The 18,875-nt window shown below is 37.5% G+C and carries 18 protein-coding genes and 1 pseudogene; 8 read left to right on the top strand and 11 right to left on the bottom strand.

Going from position 1 to position 18,875, the window contains the following annotated elements:
- Positions 1-12 precede the first annotated feature (12 nt).
- Positions 13-234 (bottom strand): spore germination protein, encoded by a 222-nt coding sequence (locus tag BR30_RS34485; RefSeq protein WP_231507801.1) that lies wholly within the window; start codon positions 232-234, stop codon positions 13-15.
- Positions 235-362: 128 nt separating this feature from the next.
- Between BR30_RS34485 and BR30_RS38915 the strand changes: the two are divergent.
- From BR30_RS38915 to BR30_RS34480, 6 genes and pseudogenes are all read left to right on the top strand, one after another.
- Positions 363-496: pseudogene (locus BR30_RS38915) on the top strand (hypothetical protein); the annotation flags it as partial.
- 205 nt (positions 497-701) lie between these two features.
- Positions 702-1,601 carry a putative selenate ABC transporter substrate-binding protein gene (locus BR30_RS0124485; RefSeq protein WP_026567302.1) on the top strand — a complete coding sequence of 300 codons (900 nt, stop codon included), beginning with the start codon at positions 702-704 and terminating at the stop codon, positions 1,599-1,601.
- Between the two features lie 13 nt (positions 1,602-1,614).
- Positions 1,615-2,367 (top strand): phosphonate ABC transporter ATP-binding protein, encoded by a 753-nt coding sequence (locus BR30_RS0124480; protein WP_026567301.1) that lies wholly within the window; start codon positions 1,615-1,617, stop codon positions 2,365-2,367.
- Position 2,368: 1 nt separating this feature from the next.
- Positions 2,369-4,006 (top strand): PhnE/PtxC family ABC transporter permease, encoded by a 1,638-nt coding sequence (locus BR30_RS0124475; RefSeq protein ID WP_026567300.1) that lies wholly within the window; start codon positions 2,369-2,371, stop codon positions 4,004-4,006.
- Between the two features lie 257 nt (positions 4,007-4,263).
- Positions 4,264-5,436 carry an MFS transporter gene (locus BR30_RS0124470; RefSeq protein WP_026567299.1) on the top strand — a complete coding sequence of 391 codons (1,173 nt, stop codon included), beginning with the start codon at positions 4,264-4,266 and terminating at the stop codon, positions 5,434-5,436.
- Positions 5,437-5,508: 72 nt separating this feature from the next.
- Complete coding sequence (locus BR30_RS34480; protein ID WP_155928819.1) at positions 5,509-5,838, top strand: hypothetical protein; 330 nt, start codon at positions 5,509-5,511, stop codon at positions 5,836-5,838.
- A gap of 61 nt (positions 5,839-5,899) precedes the next feature.
- On the opposite strand, the gene BR30_RS34475 is transcribed toward BR30_RS34480, so the two are convergent.
- Together BR30_RS34475 and BR30_RS0124455 are read right to left on the bottom strand one after the other, a co-directional pair.
- Positions 5,900-6,754, bottom strand: a complete 855-nt coding sequence (locus BR30_RS34475) for a D-alanyl-D-alanine carboxypeptidase family protein (protein ID WP_051633769.1) — start codon at positions 6,752-6,754, stop codon at positions 5,900-5,902.
- A 218-nt stretch (positions 6,755-6,972) separates the two neighbouring features.
- Positions 6,973-7,347, bottom strand: a complete 375-nt coding sequence (locus tag BR30_RS0124455; RefSeq protein ID WP_026567298.1) for a DnaJ family domain-containing protein — start codon at positions 7,345-7,347, stop codon at positions 6,973-6,975.
- A gap of 304 nt (positions 7,348-7,651) precedes the next feature.
- On the opposite strand from BR30_RS0124455, the gene BR30_RS0124445 reads away from it, so the two are divergent.
- The gene (locus tag BR30_RS0124445) at positions 7,652-9,004 is read left to right on the top strand and encodes an arsenic transporter (RefSeq protein ID WP_026567297.1); all 1,353 of its coding nucleotides are present in this window, start codon (positions 7,652-7,654) and stop codon (positions 9,002-9,004) included.
- Positions 9,005-9,367: 363 nt separating this feature from the next.
- Positions 9,368-9,529, top strand: coding sequence for a twin-arginine translocase TatA/TatE family subunit (locus BR30_RS36215; protein ID WP_155928817.1), 162 nt, complete (start codon positions 9,368-9,370; stop codon positions 9,527-9,529).
- Between the two features lie 482 nt (positions 9,530-10,011).
- Here the strand turns inward: BR30_RS36215 and tuaH are convergent, their stop codons facing one another.
- The 8 genes from tuaH to BR30_RS0124400 form a co-directional block, all read right to left on the bottom strand.
- A complete protein-coding gene (tuaH, locus tag BR30_RS0124435; RefSeq protein WP_026567296.1) occupies positions 10,012-11,178 on the bottom strand; it encodes a teichuronic acid biosynthesis protein TuaH in 1,167 nt (388 codons plus the stop codon).
- 6 nt (positions 11,179-11,184) lie between these two features.
- The gene (gene tuaG, locus BR30_RS0124430) at positions 11,185-11,943 is read right to left on the bottom strand and encodes a teichuronic acid biosynthesis protein TuaG (RefSeq protein WP_026567295.1); all 759 of its coding nucleotides are present in this window, start codon (positions 11,941-11,943) and stop codon (positions 11,185-11,187) included.
- Between the two features lie 15 nt (positions 11,944-11,958).
- On the bottom strand, positions 11,959-12,645 hold the full coding sequence (locus BR30_RS0124425) for a hypothetical protein (RefSeq protein ID WP_026567294.1): 687 nt from the start codon (positions 12,643-12,645) through the stop codon (positions 11,959-11,961).
- A gap of 14 nt (positions 12,646-12,659) precedes the next feature.
- Positions 12,660-14,102: a teichuronic acid biosynthesis protein TuaE gene (gene tuaE, locus BR30_RS0124420; RefSeq protein ID WP_231507819.1), complete on the bottom strand. Its 1,443-nt coding sequence runs from the start codon at positions 14,100-14,102 to the stop codon at positions 12,660-12,662.
- 64 nt (positions 14,103-14,166) lie between these two features.
- Complete coding sequence (gene tuaD / locus BR30_RS0124415; RefSeq protein WP_026567292.1) at positions 14,167-15,501, bottom strand: UDP-glucose 6-dehydrogenase TuaD; 1,335 nt, start codon at positions 15,499-15,501, stop codon at positions 14,167-14,169.
- 24 nt (positions 15,502-15,525) lie between these two features.
- A complete protein-coding gene (tuaC, locus tag BR30_RS0124410; RefSeq protein ID WP_026567291.1) occupies positions 15,526-16,722 on the bottom strand; it encodes a teichuronic acid biosynthesis protein TuaC in 1,197 nt (398 codons plus the stop codon).
- Entirely contained in the window at positions 16,722-18,182 is a 1,461-nt protein-coding gene (tuaB, locus tag BR30_RS0124405) for a teichuronic acid biosynthesis protein TuaB (protein WP_026567290.1), read from the bottom strand. The genes tuaC and tuaB overlap by 1 nt, the downstream gene beginning before the upstream one ends.
- Before the next feature lie 16 nt (positions 18,183-18,198).
- Positions 18,199-18,858 (bottom strand): sugar transferase, encoded by a 660-nt coding sequence (locus BR30_RS0124400; protein WP_026567289.1) that lies wholly within the window; start codon positions 18,856-18,858, stop codon positions 18,199-18,201.
- Between the last annotated feature and the right edge of the window lie 17 nt (positions 18,859-18,875).

Genomic DNA, 18,875 nt, shown 5'->3' with positions numbered 1-18,875 from the left:
AGGCGATGCTATTCAAAGCATCGCCTTAATCATTTCCAACAAATCGGTTATGTTTCTCTTTGTTGTGGAGCTTACTCCTGAACTCAAGGCAGTTTTTGTATTATCACTTCCAGAACCTGAATTTTCCGATGTTATTGTTATTGGGCTAATACAAACAGCTCCACCAAAGTTTACAATCCCACCAGAAATGGTACCAATTGATATTCCCTTTTGACTGATTGCCAAACTATTCACCCCTTCCCCTCTTTTTTACTATTATATGGACAAGGGTATTCATTTGTTTAAGCATCTAAATAAATAAATACAGCAAAAAGAAAAGAGCCTTTCACGAATCCTTTTTAAGACAAACCACTATTTCCGATGCGAAGGCTGAACTCAAACGTGTGCTCAAAGAATACAAAGGAACGTTTGTTCTTGTTTGCCACGAACCTGACTTTTATGAAGATTGGGTACAAAAGTGTGGAATGTCGAAGAATGGTCACAATTAACAGTTTAAGAACCCCATCAAAAAACCCCTCCATGTTCGCAGGGGTTTTTGATGATTTTATTGATTTTATTGAGTATTTTTATGTGTTTTTGTTATCTATAAAATCGATTGATAATTATAGTTTAAATCGATTTAATGAATTTATTAACAAAAAACATTTAAGTATAATTCTAAAAGTACAGAGAAACTATTAAAAAACTAAGGTGGAATTAATGTGAAAAAATGGCTTTCTGCTCTAATTCTTGTTATGCTAGTATTTTCGTTAGCAGCTTGTGGACAGAGTGATGAAAAAACAAATGAAGGAAAAAAAGAAACGACTTCAAAAGAGGTTTTTAAAATTGGTGCCATTCCTGACCAGAATGCTGCAGATTTAGATAAAGGGATGACCGCTGTTGCAAAATATCTTAGCGAAAAAACTGGTATGAAAGTTGAATTTGTACCTTCAGTAGATTATGCAGCATTAGTCACTGGTTTCCAACGTGGTGAAATCCATATGGCCTGGTTTGGCGGTTTAACTAGTGTACAAGCTAGAAATCTTGTCCCAGACGCAGAGTCAATTGTACAACGTCCACGTGACGCTGAGTTCCATTCGGTCTTTATTACCCAATCATCTGAAAAAATCACAAAGCTAGAAGACTTAAAAGGTAAATCATTTACATTTGGCAGTGAAAGTTCCACTTCCGGCCACTTGATGCCACGGTACTTTTTATCAGAAGCTGGAATTGATGCCAATAAAGATTTTGATGGCAAGCCAAACTTCTCTGGTTCACATGATACAACATATAAGTTAATTGAATCAGGTGCCTTTAAAGCAGGCGCACTAAATGAGGCGGTTTGGGAAGCAGCTGTAAAAGAAGGCAAAGTGGATTCGAAAAAAGTGAAAGTTTTCTATACCACTCCGGCTTATTATGACTATAACTGGACAATTAATAGTAATGTCGAAGATGTCTTTGGTAAAGGAACAAAGCAAAAAGTAAAAGATGCCCTTCTATCGATTACTGGAGACCAAAAGGAAATTGCGGATTTATTCCAAACGGACAGCTTTGTCGAAACAAAAAACGACAATTATAAAAAGATTGAACAAGTAGCAAAAGAGTTACAGATTATTAAGTAGTAGGTGTCGTAGAATGTCTTCAAAAACGATGATTGAGGCAAAGAATATATCGAAACATTTTGAGCGGAAGATAGCCCTATCTTCCCTTTCTTTTTCTATAAAGGAAGGAGAATTGGTTGCCTTAATTGGGCCAAGCGGTGCAGGAAAAACAACATTATTAAATTCCATCGCGGGACTCGTGCCAATCCAAAACGGAGAACTAATAATAGATAGCCGACCGATATCATCCTATAAAAAAGGCAAGATTTTTGCTAAAAAAGTTGGGGTCATTCGCCAACAATTTGATTTAATTGGCTCCATTGCCGTGATCCATAATGTCCTGGCAGGACGATTAGCTGATTGGGGCGTTATCAAATCCCTCTTCTCTTTACTTGTTCCCCAAGAAAAACAAATAGCTTTGAAAGCACTGGAAAGAGTTGGCCTTGCTGATAAAATGCATGAAATCACCTCCACTTTATCTGGGGGCGAACAGCAGCGGGTCGCAATGGCAAGATTAATGGTGCAGAAACCGGAAGTGATTTTAGCGGACGAGCCTGTTGCCTCCCTTGACCCGGCACGGGCGGAAGATGTTTTAGCCATGCTGATAAAAATCGTTTCAGAGCAAAAACAAACGTTAATCGCAAGTTTACATTCCGTCGAATATGCTCGTAAATATTTTACTAGAATCATCGCCCTTAAAAATGGGGAAATTCTTTTTGATTTACCGACTGAAAAAGTAACAGATGATTTGTTAGGAGATCTTTATCGGTTAAAGGAGCATGGGTAAGATGTTGGGACGAAAATCAGTGTTCGGTATGTATAATCGCCTCCTTCTTACGTTATTTTTGGCAGCAGTATTCGTCTGGAGCTTGTTTTCAATTCAATGGAATGCCGATCTATTCCATGCTGGTGGAATACCGATGTTGTTACAAATATTTGAAGGACTTATTCAACCTGACCTGTCTGCTGAGGTACTAATGAAGGGACTTGAATCAGCTTGGATAACGCTAGCATATGCTATTGCCGGAATGTCACTTGCCATTATTTATGCACTAATAGTCGGTGTTCTTGCTTCTGGAACATTAACCTCAAGCAGGGTTGCCCGGTTAACATCTAAACTGTTTTTTAGGGGTATCTTAGGGTTCACCCGTTCGATTCATGAGTTAATATGGGCCTGGCTTTTCGTTGCAGCCGTAGGTCTTTCCCCATATGCAGCCATATTAGCCCTTGCGATTCCATATGGGGGGATTCTTGGCCGGATTTTTGCGGACATGTTAAATGATGTTCCTGAGCAGCCAATCACAGCATTAAAATCAGCGGGAGCATCCAAACTCCAAATACTTACCTACGGCTATTTTCCCTTGGTTTGGGCAGACATGATCAGTTATACGATGTACAGATTTGAATGTGCCATTCGATCTTCTGCCATTATGAGTTTTGTTGGACTTGGCGGTCTAGGCTACCAAATTCAATTATCACTTGCGGATTTGAAATACGATCAAGTCTGGTCATATGTTTTTTTTCTGATTGCACTTGTTTTATTCGTAGATATTTGGAGTAATTTCGTTCGTAAAGGATTAACAGAGCGGAAACGCCGGAAGGGTATCAGCCCTGGTTGGCTTTCTCTTCTCTTCACCTTGCTTTTAGTGATTTGTTCATGGATTTTTATCACGGTCGCTGAAAATGCTCAATTATTTGAATTATTGTCTGATAAGAATATTGAATATGCAAAAAAGTTCTTCGGTGGTCTGATAGGATTAAATGATGCCCACCCTGCATTCTTCAACGCTGGCAGTTGGGCAGCTGCTCTAAAACTCACGCTTGAAACATTGGAAATGAGTATCATGGCGATTGGATTTGCAACCATCGCTGCTTTCGTAACGGTGATTCCTGCGGCAAGAAATATTGCTAATGGGGGGTTAACTTCGTCAAAGACGTGGTATAACTGGATTCTTTATGGGATTGTCCGTATCACCTATATCTTTTCCCGTTCTGTGCCTGAGTTAGTTTGGGCAATGATGATTATTTTTATTTTTAAACCAGGGTTATTGCCTGGGGCGATTGCTCTTGCTCTCCACAACTTTGGGATTCTCGGTAAACTCTGGGCAGAGGTGATTGAGGATATGGACCCGCGTCCAATAAGGAATTTAGCATCCGCAGGTGCATCGAAAATTCAGATTTTCTTTTACGGTATCCTGCCTACGGTGTTACCACGATTTCTCACTTATATTCTTTATCGCTGGGAAGTCATCATGAGGACAACCATTGTGGTTGGTTTTGTTGGAGCTGGTGGTCTTGGAATGGAGTTTAAGTTGGCAATGAGCTATTTCCAATATACAGAGATTACCTTGTTACTTCTTTGTTATATGATTCTCGTCATTATCGCTGACTTTACATCAGAAAGTACGAGAAAGGCAGTGAAATAAGATAAGAACACCGTTCCGAATATGGAATGGTGTTCTTTTTTGCATTTTATAGATATGATATCAATTGCTAGCAATTTGCTTGTTTTTAGCTATCTTTTGGCTAACCATGTGATAATAAAAGTATTGCATACTATTTCCATGCAAGGAAATAATTGATGAAAGAGACTTGTTTTTCTAGGAACTTTTCCATTATCCTATTGATAGGAAGAAGTAAGTAATACCAACGACTTTAAAAGTCATCTAGGAGTGAAAATTCTTTGCAATCAAAGTCCGCTTTACCGATTTTATTTGTAGTTATGTTTTTGGTGATGGTGGGATTTGGAATTATCATCCCAGTTTTACCTTTCTATGCCGAAGAAATTGGAGCGAACCCAACTGAACTAGGATTACTAATGGCGGTGTATTCGCTCATGCAGCTTATTTTCGCTCCAATGTGGGGGCAGGTTTCCGACCGAATTGGGCGAAAGCCAGTGATGATGATTGGGATTGCTGGACTTGGTCTCTCCTTTCTTATTCAAGCATTGTCGACAGAGCTTTGGATGTTATTCGCGGCAAGAATTATTGGTGGTATTCTTTCCTCTGCTAATATGCCTACCGCAATGGCATACGTTGCCGACATCACCACCGAAGAGAATCGCGGCAAAGGGATGGGGATTGTCGGTGCAGCAACGGGCTTAGGCTTTGTTTTCGGTCCAGCAATTGGTGGTATTTTCTCAAAATTCAGCTTGAATATGCCCTTTTTTCTTGCTTGTGGTTCTTCTTTCATTACCTTGATTCTTGTTTTCCTTTTGCTAAAAGAATCAAAACTGAAAACGGAAGAGGTTACCAAAAAAAAGTCCTCTTTTTGGAAGGCGTTTAGCGGGGCTGTATCGGTTCTATATCTGGTGCAATTATTAATTTCCTTATCCCTGTCTGGTTTGGAAGCCACTTTTGCCTACTTTGCTGCTAAAAAGGCAGATTTGGATGCCACTCAACTGGGGTATATTTTTATGATCATGGGATTTGGTAGCGCGATTGTCCAGGGTGGTCTGGTTGGTAGATTGACAAAGAAATACGGGGAAAGGCTGGTTATCCAGTCGGGAATCATTGTTTCTGCGCTTGGATTTGCTTTAATTTTATTGGTGAATAGTTTTGCTACTGCAGCTCTTTTTCTAACCATATTTGGCTTAGGAAATGGAGTTATTCGTCCAAGTGTTTCTTCTCTAATTACGAAAACGTCAAGCGCAGGCTACGGAAGTTCAACAGGCCTATTATCTTCCTTTGACTCACTTGGCCGAATTATTGGTCCTCCACTTGGTGGATGGCTCTTTTCACTGGCGATTGGCCTCCCTTATATTTCTGGTGCGATTATTTCAATAGCAGCATTGATTCTATTTCTACTTTTTCGACCGCAGATCGCTTCTGTGAAAACAACAAATATACAAAACTAAACAAGAGGCATATGTTATTAGGACATGCATAAAATGGGTTACAAGGATGTAAGTGAAAAAGGAGCCCAGTTTATGAAATTAAAAACCTTTATTTGTATTTGTTGCTTATTGGTTACCTTAGGTTTTGCCGCGTATCTTGATTCACCGTACTCATTTATTAATAAGGACTATACCTATTCAGCCGATCAACCTGTGATGGCACAGCCTGTAGAAGTTGAGCCATCCAGCGATGTTCCAGTTTTGGAGGAAAAACTCGAGAAAATCGAAAAAGTGGATGGCTATATCGTAGAAACGTACCAAGAGTACGAGGTTTATAAAGACAAAGATGGAAATGTACTAAAAAGTGAACCGACAGGTAAAATAGACACACTACAATATTGGAATGACCAAGAACAACAGTAAGACCGCTGTCAAAGCGGTCTTTTTATATATCAGATGAATCGCTATATGCAAACCCTCTTCCCTACCTCGCTTCCGGAAACTGATTTTCTGACTTCATTTGGGCAAATGAATAGTTTGCCATGGTTTGAATATCGCTGTATTTTGACTGTTTATCCGTTTTCATGACAACCGAGATAACTTCCTTATTTCCTTGTTTTAAGTATTCCAATAGTGTATGTTGAGCCGCAATTGTAAACCCTGGTTTACCAGTTACCGAGTTCGGGTTCCTTTGAAATTTAAATAGATTACTGATTGTCTTTTCTTTCTTGCTTGTTTTAATCATGGTCTTTCGTGTAGTCATAGCCTCTAGTACATTGGGATGTTTAATTGCTTGTTTTGTAATGATAGCCATATCATAAGGAGTTGTATAATGGTTTGGGTCATGAAGCCCATTTGGTGTAACGAAATGAGTATTTTTAAGGCCCCATTTTTTGACCCTCTGATTCATAAGCGCAGCGAATCCTTCTTCACTTCCAGCTACGTTCTCAGCAATCGTAACGGCCACATCATTCGCACTTAATAACAATAAAGCTTTCATTGCGTCTTGTTTCGATATTATCTCGCCTGCTGTAAGCCCCAAACAGAGGCATTCTTGATTTGCTGCATGAGAACTAACCTTTAACATTTCCCCATCTTTCATTTGTTCATCTAAAATTGTTGCCGTTAACACTTTAGTCATACTCGCAGGATATGCTTTTGAATGAGCATTTTTACTGTAAAGGATCTCACCCGTCGTGGCATCAATAGCAACTCCGAACTCACCCACAATAGTGGGGTTCTCTGCCCTCTTAGCACTGACCCTATTTGATACCATTCCAACCATTATAAAAAGCACTAACAATGTTATTGTCACGATTTTCCTTATGTTTTTAGACATGATGTATGTACCTCCAGTTATCCTCCCTTTATCTTCTTGAATTTATTTTGTTCCATTTTTATCATGAATACTAAATAAAAAAGCTGATAGCGGAAGCCATCAGTTCGGATAAATACAAATAGTCTAAAAATATTAGAGAAAACTCAGAAAAGTTGTTTATTGAGGAGTTGCGCATTTTTGAGGATTCAATTTCGAAGATTTGTGAAGCCATCAATTTCTTATTTCATTTTCCCATAAATTTTCTCCGCATAACTGCCAAAACGTACATTGGTATTTTTTCTTCTTTGTTCCATCATTTTCTCAAACTGTAACTGTTTTCGTGTTAATTTTTCTTGCAATCTGTTGATTTCATCGTCATCTGTGGCTGCAGAAATCAGATCATTTAAGGTAATCAATTCTTTTCGTAAATCTACTTGATCTGAAATGAATCCAGCATTCTTAAGCATACGGTAACCCATTTTCATTTCGGCGCTCATCCCTGGCAAATCATCTTTCAGATCTAACGGTTTTCCCATTCCAGGTAAATTTTCAAATTCCCCATTTTTTATCGCTTCTTTTATTTTATCTTCTGCTATTCTTGAAAATATGTCCATTGACATCCCCCCTCTTAATATCTATTTTAACTTATTTGGAAGAAATTTAGTAAACATAAACTAGTAAAGATGGTTGTCAATTAAAAGTTTCTGATTGGTTTTATTTCATAGACTTCAGCGGAATTTAAGAAAAACAGGTACAAACCTAAAGCCTGTCTTAGTTGTGATACATATACATACAGTACAAAAACACAAGAGGTACAGATGGAAGGGGGGGACATGTGCGGATGCAACAGGAGGAGGTAAAGTCGTCTCATGATTCATTTCATGAAATACTTGCTTCTGAAAGGAGAAAGTTTATTCAATGGTTTGGTTAACGATAGCTTCCTTTTTACTCACCCTAGGATTTATTTTTTGGCGACCCCGAGGTATTAATGAAGCAATCCCTGCTACGATTGGTGCGATAGTTGTCATCTTAAGTGGAAGTGTTACATTATCTGACCTCGGTCTAATTGCGGAAACCATCAGCGGTGCTGCGATTACCATTATGGCGACAATTGTAATGGCGATTGTCTTAGAGAGTTTTGGGTTCTTTAACTGGATGGCAGAAAAGCTTGCAGAAAAAGCAAAAGGGTCCGGCATTCGATTATTCTGGTATGTCAATCTATTGTGTTTTTTAATGACACTCTTTTTTAATAACGACGGAAGTATTTTAATCACAACACCAATATTAGTTATACTGCTAAACAATATGGGCTTAAAAAACCACCAAAAAATTCCGTATTTGCTTTCAGGTGCTTTAATCGCGACCGCGTCAAGTGCGCCAATTGGGGTAAGTAATATTGTCAATCTAATCGCCCTAAAAATCGTCCACATGAGTTTGTACTTGCATACGGCGATGATGTTTGTGCCTGCAACACTGGGTTTACTTCTTCTAACCTGGCTTTTGTTTCTTCGCTTCAAAAAGGTCTTACCAAAAACGATCCCTACTAAGGTAACTGGGCTTTCACACTCTTCTTATCATCCACTTAAGCCAAGTTCATTGAAACATGCTTCTGAGAAAGACCGATCTAGATTTATGAGAAACGTTCTACTATTTGTCTTTGCGGTTCGTGTCAGCCTCTTTGTCGCATCGTTTCTATCTATTCCAGTTTCGCTTATGGCAGTTTTTGGCTCCCTTGTCCTTTTAGGTTGGAGATGGGCATATTTAAAAATACCTCCCACCGATATGGTGAAGAAAACGCCGTGGTATATCATCGTTTTCGCTTTTAGTATGTATGTAATCATTTACGGACTAAATAATATTGGTCTAACAGAGTGGCTAACCCAATTCATGCGTCCAATGGTATCTGGAAGCCTGCTTAATGCCAGTGTACTAATGGGTGTCTTGTTATCCGTTCTTTCGAACATATTTAATAATCATCCTGCGTTAATGGTAGGCACACTAACATTAACAAATATGGATCTGCCTCTGCTCAGTTTAAAAATATCCTATCTTGCCAATGTCATCGGAAGTGACATGGGATCATTATTACTACCAATGGGAACGCTTGCCACGTTAATGTGGATGCATATTGTAAAGAAAGGAAAAGTCATGATTAGTTGGTGGCAGTATATGAAAATAACCTTCGTTGTTATCCCACCAGCTACGTTGTTTACCTTGGTAATTCTATATTATTGGGTTTCATGGCTATTTGGTGGCACACTTCAGAACTAAAAAATGATTTAGATAACAGATAGAAAGGTGTTACTCAGATGAGCAAAAAAATGGGCACAAAGAAAAATCCATCCTGTTTTGGCTGACGAGGTTGGATTAATCATTCACTACTTTAGTTGTTTTTTAGACCGTGTCTTGAGCTCACGGTCTTTTTTTATGAGACTTACTACTTATTATAAATATATGTATTTTCCTTATTTTTGTTCAATATTGTAAAAATTTTCATTAATACATTAAACCTTAAGGTTCTCATCAAATTCTAATCTTTTTATTATTAAAATCCTAATTTTTTAGGTAGATAATTTAATTTAGATTAAAGGTGGTTTTATTGAGTAAATAATTCTATAGTAAGGGGTGCTTGATTTGGCAAATATAGGGCTTAGTGGTACAATAGTGATCATTTTCATTTCATTAATTGTGTTTAGGCCGAAAATACTCCCTAACCTTGGTCGTGCAGCTGGTTCTTTTCATAAGAAAGTAAAAATTAAATATAAAAAATATATTGATAACCTGGAGAAAGAATAGTTCTCAGAAAACCAAGAGTAACGCCTTATGATTACTCTTGGTTTTTTTGTGTCTTCACATTAAAATATATTGGACCTGTACTAAACACACCTCAAGATCTATAAAATAAATACAACAATACTTTACAAAAGGTTAACATCGAATCAACTATTTCTTAGTATTTACTGGATAAAATGTAACTATAGCAATTCTTATTCAATGGTTCATTTTTATAAGTAATTTCCAAATTGGGAGGTAGTTGTATGAATAATTTTCTTAATATTCTGTTTCTGATTTTTATTTCGGCAGCCTTTATACGGATTTTTTATTACTCATTTTTTAAATCAAAATCAAATAGACATTGACTGGGTTTAGTATTTACTATTCTTTTTTGATCCGCAAGTATTTCCTTCATAAAAAATTCCGCACCTGTGCTCATTTACACACTCAAAAAAAAGAAACCCTTTATGGGCTTCCAAACATTGAAGCTATCTCGGTTTGTTTTAAACTAATCTAAACATGTCCTCAAATACTTCGTTCCAATTTTTTGTTTTAGCAAGTGTCTTGCGCCTACTAATAAGATTTTCATCATTTATAGAACCTTCTAATTGTTCAACTACATTAATGAATTGGATCGTATCATTGGTACCTAAATGAACGTATACAGACTCCTCAGCATATTTTTTCGTAGAGGGCAAATACATGCCCAGGACGGACTTCCCCGCTGCCAGAAACTCAAATAACTTTAATGGAAATACAGCTTGATTATATTCAGAGGATTTATATGGCATGATTCCAATATCAATTAAGTTCATATATTTCGGGACATCGGAAGGTGCGACACTTCCAGTCCAAATGACATTACTCTCAGTTAATAAATCTTTAAATTTTGGATGATCATTCGTGCCATCTGGTCCTACAAATAGAAAAAGCCACTCTCGTTTTTTTTGTGCTACTTCCTTTATCAAATCAAAATCCAGTTTCGGTTTAATGCCACCGATAAATCCTAAAACTGTACCATTAAAATCATCAGGTAGAATATTCTCCATTTGTGTTGGATTTTTTGCAAATAAATCAAATTCTACCCCATTTTCAAAGGTGACCACCTTCTTTTCAGAACCTAACTTTTCTACGATTCTCGTACGTAGATATTCAGAGGTACACGTAATTATATCTGCCCTTTGAATGATCCGATTTTCTGCTTTGGCTATTATATCTTTTCTAAAATTTGCTTGGATAGAGTTTTTCCCATTAATAGGAGAAGTCCATAAATCACTGCAATCATAAATGACTTTATTCCAAGAATAGATGTCAGAAAGTGATGGGAACCCAGGAAAGGTATACCATAAATTTACAGAAAACTGTTCCTGGGCTTTTTTTAAATATTGTAATAATGGCTTCAGTTTATGGCGATGAAATTCATCAATATAGCGCCCAAATCTAAATAATTTATGTGGCAATAGATCTTTAATCGTCCATTGTTTTATTCCATTTGACATTGTAATGTAGGACTTTTCGTTTTGTACTGGTGTCGGGCAAAGCCAAATAACCTCTTTTGTTTCAGGATGATTTTGTAGAAATTCAGCAAGTCGATGTCTTCGGTAACGCAGCTGATCTTGGGCCCACTCTCCTGTTGCCACAATGATATGTATATTCTTCATTGAATTCATCCCTTTTTATAATCTTTTTAGTACTGCATGAAAGGCATAATGCGAAAAACACCAAAATGCTTTCATGACATTTAGCTTTTCAACTTTGCGATAAACAAACCAATTCATTTTTGCTGCTTTCCACTTGTTTCTTGAAATAGAGGGATTTCCTATTCGGTACTCTGCTAAATTTTCATTTAATCCGTATGCATTGATCCCTTTTTTTAATATAGAAAGCCAGGTGGCTAAATCCTGTCTTGTTCGTATGTTAGGCATCTGAATATCGCCTGCCATCTCTCGATCAATCATGACAGTCAAACATCCAATAATCGTATTCTTTAACATATCATCGTACGAAATTTCCGAAGGGGCGGGTATCTGTTTGTTCAACAATACTCCCTCATTTGTTACAAGTTCGTAACGGGTAAATGTAAAAGCATAGTTATTGGATTGCATGAAAGAAAGCTGTTTTGCTAATTTTTCAGGTTTCCAGCAATCATCACTATCAAGAAATGCCACATATCTGCCTTTTGCATGCTTCAAAGCTGTGTTTCGGGCTACTGCGGCCCCACCATTTTGATGTAAATAAATAACATGTATTCTGGCATCTTCTTTTTCAAGATGCTCTAAAATAGCTGGTGTCTTGTCAGTAGAACAATCATCGACAATAATCATTTCCCAGTTTTGAAAGGTTTGGTTTCTAACAGATGTGATTGTTTCCTCGATAAACTCACTGGCATTATATGAAGGCGTTATAATTGAGATCAGTGGCTGCTGTGGACTCATAAAAATTACCTCCTATTATAATGACTGGTCCCGGAAAATGACGGGGAATACAATCCATAAAAAGCTTAATGTTACCCCTAATAAAATCCCTAATACTGCTCTTTCCTTTGAGTTGAAGGCTCTATTTTCAGTATTAATTGCATTTATATCGGCGGGTTTTAATATTTCAGCAGGTTTCATGTCATTTAAAGCTGTCTTAAGTTCATATAAGAAGCGTTGTTGGTCTATTTTTGCATCAGGGCCTGCTTCACTATTCTTTGTGGCTTCAAAAGAGTCTTGAATGATTTTCTGTTCTTCATCGAATTTAACTTTATCGAAGGTCATAAAGGCATCTGTAATCTCCTTAAGAACCTGGGCAGTGCTTTCCTCTGATTTCCCCGTATAAGAAAGATTAATCGTGTTATCCGGTCCTGCCATTACATGGAAATTTGTACTAAATTCCTCGAAATTTTCATCCCAGAGAGATTTCCGATGTTCTTCATAAAAAGAAGCGTTTGTTAACAAACTAATCACACGATTAGGAACATTTAACTCAGGATTCTTATAGTTTCCTAAGGTTATCGATGTTTCTAATGTATAACTTGATTTCTCTTGTCCCACGGGAAGAAGCCATCCAATAATGCCCAGCAAAATAGTAGTTGCTAATAATATTAAGAAGTATTTGTTCATTCTTTCTTTTAAACGTTGAATCATATGTCCCATTTAAACCTTGCTCCTTAGTAGGATTTTTCTTGTTGATGTTGATTTTTCTTGTCTGTAAGCACAGAAACCGTCGAAATAACTAATCCTAGAAATACCCAATGAAAAAATAGATTACTGACAGAACTTGGACTGATACTCGAAACAGCGAACCCAATAAGCCCCATCATACACCCTTCAAGTAATCCTTTTTGGTTTCTATTGCTTCCAAATCTATAAAATTTATAAAGACTTATGAAAAGATAGGCATACATAGTTATGTAACCAAGTAAAATCACAATTCCGAAATTACCCATAATTTCCGCAAGCCAATTATGAACTTCTACAACATGATTGGTTGGATAGATGGACTCGTTTTTTAAATAGTATGGGATATTACCGGCCCCCACCCCAAATCCGAAGGAATCTAATGAGAAGTGAAGGGTATTCCTTAGTAAATTTAATCTTGCGAGATTAGATGGAAGCAATCCATTACTAAGATTAAGGGTCGAAGTGTTAAACAAATCGACTAACTTACCGAAAAATACAATCGTACCTAATAGAAATACGGTTGATCCGATAATAACGGCCATTTTCTTTAAAAATCTCGGTAGAAGGATATACATAAAAACAAGTAATCCAATCATCACTCCAAGCAAACTTGCCCGTGATTCAGTCAAATAAATGAGATAAACACAAATAATGGCAAGAAGTAAGCTGGTTGTTTTCAAAAATACATGTTTAGTATTTTTTGTAAACGATAGATAGAAAAAGAATGATATCGTGAGAAATGTGGCAAAATCATTTTGATTAAAGAATACAGATGTTGGATATGACAGCTTATATTCAGGACCACCGTACAATGTTGATGTAGGCAGCTGGATGTGTGCAAAATGATTGATTAATCCAATCACCATTAAAATCATAGTCATAAACATCCATATCCCATAAAACAGGAACAAATGAGTCGTCTTTCTAAATGTAAAGACGGCCAAAAAGACAAACGATATTCCTATACCCAAAAGAATTAACGACTTAATTCCCTCTATTACCGATTTTGCCCATAAGAGTGAAACCGCGCCATAAGCCATCCAAAATAGCAGGAACAGCAGAACACCCTTTACATGTACATGGTTCCAATATTGCGAAAGATTCCTTTCTTTCACCACATGAAAGAAAAAGAAAATAATTGCTGCAATCAATACCAAGCGATACAAAAATAAGCTAAAAAATCCAACATGAATATTTAAAACAGACTGATTTAGAAATGTTGTCATGACTACTAAGTACATAACGCTAGGCAATTGCGGTTTACTAATTACATTGATTTTCATCAGAAAGGTTAAGGCGATAACCGCCCATACCCCAAGAAAAACCATCAATTCAAGCTGCATTTCAACAAGTGAATAGACAATGGCCAATCCAACTAAGAGAAAAGCTGACACACCTGTTGCTTGTTTAATTAGTGGATTACTTTGCATCAAACTTCCTTCTCCTTTTATATCGAGCTCCAGTGACCTTTACTTTAGTGATCAGAAAAACCTCCTATTTTGTCTTTGATATGACTGATTCTGTTTCAATGGCTGGTCTTCCAACTGAAAGATACGTATATCCAAGTTGTTTCATCAACTCTAAGTCAAAGAGATTCCGGCCATCCACCATCAGAGGCTGTTTCATTAATTGCTTTACTAAGGGTAAATCTAATGTTTTTACATCTTGCCAATCTGTTAAAATTATGCAAGCATCTGTATCCTGAATAGTTTCATATATATCCTCTGAATAGGTGCACTGATAGCCGATCTGTTTTTTTGCCTCTACTATCGCGATAGGATCATATGCCTTAACGACGGCACCCTGCGCTGCTAAATAAGGAATAATATCCAAGGCTGGAGATGATCGAATATCATCGGTGTCTGGTTTAAATGCTAATCCTAGAACACTAATCGTTTTCCCTTTTAACGAACCCAATCCAAGCATCAATTTTTTCACCAGCTGCACCCTCTGGCCTTCGTTTGTATCAATGACTGCCTTGATCAATTTAAAATCATATCCACAATCCTCAGCAATATGAAGAAGTGCTGCCGTATCTTTTGGAAAGCAGGATCCGCCAAATCCAACACCGGCTTGTAAAAATTTATTGCCAATCCTGCTATCTAGACCAATACCCTCGGACACTTTTGTAACGTCGGCACCAACACGTTCACATATGTTCGCAATATCATTAATAAATGAGATCTTGGTTGCCAAAAATGCATTGGCAGCATATTTAATGATTTCCGCAGTTTCTAAAGAAGCTTTCACAATATTGGCTGTAAAGGGTTGATGTAATTCCTCAATCATTTGAAAAGCTTTTTCGCTTGTAGCACCAATGACGGCACGCTCCATATTCATCGTATCCTTAATAGCCGAACCTTCTCTTAAAAACTCAGGATTGGAGACAACGTCAAAAGGATGGTTTCCGTTGTTGTATTCTTGAATAACCGATTCTATAAATTTTCCAGTTCCGACGGGTACCGTACTTTTAGTGACAATTACTTTATAATTATTTAAATTTCCACCAATGGATTTAGCGACTTGTTTTACATAGGTTAAGTCAGCCTTACCTGATGATGTCATTGGGGTCCCGACTGCAATTAGTATTACCTCAGCATCCTGGATCTCTTGACTGATATTAGCGCTAAATTTAAGTGTTCCTTTGCGAACATTTTTATGGACCAGTTCTTTTAATCCTGGCTCATAAATCGGCATGATCCCCTGTGTGAGTTCATTAATTTTTATCTGATCAATATCGCAACAAGTAACCTGGTTTCCTGAATCAGCAAAACATGTACCTGAAACGAGACCAACATATCCAGTTCCAATAACAGCTATTTTTTTCATCCTTATCAATCCTTCCAGTTCTGATTACTTAACCATTGAATAAATGGATTCTATTGTCCGTTTATAGACAGCTTTTAACAAAACGGCATTACGATCAGCAGAATAGTTTTTTTGGATATGTTTATAGAGTTCATGCTGAACCTGCGGGGTAAAAAGATTTCTGGTTATAATATCGTTTACTCGAGTAACTAGGCTTGATACCGACTTACTTTCGATTAAAAGCGAACGATGCTCACCAAATAACTCCGGGACACTTCCCACTGAGGTACAAATCACAGGCACCTTCAGAGCTAGGGCTTCAATTACAACGGTTGGCATCCCTTCTGTATAAGATGGGAGAGCAAACACATCACTAGCAAGCAAATAATCACTAACTCTTTCATTTTCAACTTGCCCCATTAAGAACAACCGTCTATTGTAATCGGAATGCTGCCGTAATTTATCTTTAGCCGGTCCATCGCCAACAAACAAAATGGCTACATCATTTGAAAGCCATTGAAGTGAATGAGTAAGCTCAAAAACTCCTTTTGCTTGTGTTAACCTTCCTATAAAAACAATAATCTTCTTGTCTTCTGGAAGTTGAAGGCGTCTCCTTATTTGCGTTTTGGTTTCATCAAGAGGTTTAAAGCGTGATAAATCAACCCCTATGGGAAGTACCATACTATCTCTGCCTGTTAACTCCTTTGCTTTATTCCTAAGGCTTTCACCCACTGCCAATACCAGATTTGCCGCCTGTACCGTTTGTTCAAATGCTTTTTTCGCGCTTGCACTATAAAAGGGATAAATATTTACATCACTGCCATGTAACGTTAAAATCCACGGCAGCTTTTTTTGTTCTGCAACAATTTTCACTGCCCCTCCAGACGGCATCGCAAAATGTGCGTGAATTAAATCGGGCTCAATATTATAATCAGACATTGTATTTAAGATGGCAGCAGCAATCCGTTTATCCGGTTGAGACCATCTGAGTTGGCCCGGAAGTGCTAAATATGGCGGACGGTAGACCGTAACTCCTTTTCTGACATATTTAAATGGCATTTCCTTATTAGGTCGGTATTGTCTTTTAACATACCTGAGCAAGGTTGAATGACGCGGCACAGGACAAATTACTGTAATTTCTACGCCTAAACGGATTAATGCTTGAACTTGAGTTTCATGAAAAACACCCTGGCCGGGTTTTTCGTCACTAGGATAGACACTTGTAATCCATAAAATCTTCATTATGTTTGACCTCTTATTTGTTTTTTTAAAATCTTCAAGAAAAAATTGGGATAAACCTTATACAAAAGCAAAATATAGGCAATCGCACTTATGCCCACGGAAAAAATTAGCGGCCATATGCTGGTTTGAGGGAAATAAAAGCTAGAAATCTTTTTCAAACAAAAGGCGATTGCTGTTATGAGCAAAGATAATAAGAATGGAACAGAAACAGTTTGCAGATATTGCCGAAAACGGAGCTGAATTAACCAGTTTAATAACCATCTTCCAATTAAGAAGTTCACTAGGCTTACTCCTGCATAGGTCCAGGCTACAACTTCCAAATTATTCGTCATTACCGCTAGCCATAAAGAGGCCCCATAGAGAATGAGAACACCGGCATCCCAATAAAATGCTATATTAGCTTTTCCTTTGGCTAAAATAACTGATCCATTGGGATTCATTAAAACCCTAAGAATTCCTACGACTGCCATGATTTGCACAACTGGAACAGCATCCAGCCACTTCTCTCCAAAAATAGTTAAGATAAACACATTAGACACGGCAGTGAGACCCATTAAGATAGGAAACGAAACTAGACTCAACAGTTTTGTCATGTGTAAGAATCCATCAGTTATTAAACTTTGATTTTGGTGGCTTTTCGAAAAAACTGGAAAAGCAACCCTCGTAATAATCGGATTAATCTTTAAGACTGGAATGGTCACAATCTGATAGGCCAGATTATAAATACCTAGTGCTTCAGCGCCCATAAAGCGGCCGATTAATATAACATCAAGGTTGGAACCAATTCGATTGACTAACCGGGAAGCTAATTGGTAGGCCCCAAACGCCATGTATTCCTTGCATTCCGACAAATCAAATACGAATGATGGGCGCCATTTCTTTTGATAACAGATAAAATAAAGAATGCCTTTTAATGAATTCAGAACAACTTGTGAAATGACAAAGGCATAAATCGGACTAATGGTAAGTATGAGAATCACTAATGTTAAAAAAGAGATGAATGTTGTCCCTGTTTCAATGATCCCAAGCAAATTAAAACGTAATTCTTTTTGCAACAAATATTGGCATTGCTGCCCAACCGGAGCGATTAAAAACATCACGGCCAAGATTCGAATAAGTTCGATCAATTCACCTCGATGAAAGTATGTCGCGATCAGTGGGCTAAAGAGGTATAAGAGCATAAACAGGCCAACACCTACTACCACATTTATCCAAAATAGAGATGACAATACACGGTCAGAAACATCTTCTTTTTGTATGACGGCTGAACCAAAACCAAGATCCAGCAATATTTGAGCAAACACCACAATCGTGGTAATCATTCCTACTAATCCGAATTCGGATAAACTCATTAATTTGCCAAGTAACCCAAACTGGATAATTTGGATGGCTGTTATTATCAGTGTAGAAATTCCCGTCCATTTAACTCCTTTATGTAATTGGTCTCTGATGACTGACATATTCTTCCCGCCTTTATTAACGTGCTCCCTCACCTGTGAAAATCACTTTAAAGGTCTTCACAATAATTTTAACTTCGAGTGAGAATGTTAAATTTTGTATGTACGTCAGGTCATATTGAAGTTTTTCACTTGGAGAAATATCATAGCCCCCACTAACCTGAGCAAGTCCTGTCAAACCTGGTTTGACTAACAACCGATTTTCGAATCCCTTTATCTCTTTATTAAATTTCGCTGTAAAGAACGGTCTTTCGGGTCTAGGCCCTATAATGGACATGTCTCCTTTTAAAACAGAGACCAATTGAGGCAGCTCATCAATGCGAGTCTTTCGGATGAATGCTCCCACTTTTGTAACACGAGGGTCATTTACCTCTGCCCACTTTGCACCTTCTTTTTCTGCATCCATTCTCATCGATCGTAACTTCATCATCATGAAACGTTTTCCATTCTTACCCATCCGCTCCTGTACGTAAAACGGAGAACCAGGTGTTTCAATCACAATGAGGATTGAAAATAAAAGAACTATTGGTAGTGCAATTATTAACCCTACGGTTGCAAGGAAAATGTCATACGCTCTTTTTAGATAGAGATACTGTTCCACATTCTTTGATAATGTGAGTTTGGATGATGATACCATTAGATAATCTTGGTAGAAATTGTAGCTTTTTTCAGTACTCACAAATTTTTCACCTCAAA

Source organism: Bacillus sp. UNC41MFS5 (assembly GCF_000686805.1).
The sequence above is the reverse complement of the archived record's forward strand: the minus strand, read 5'-3'. Positions and strand labels throughout refer to the sequence as shown.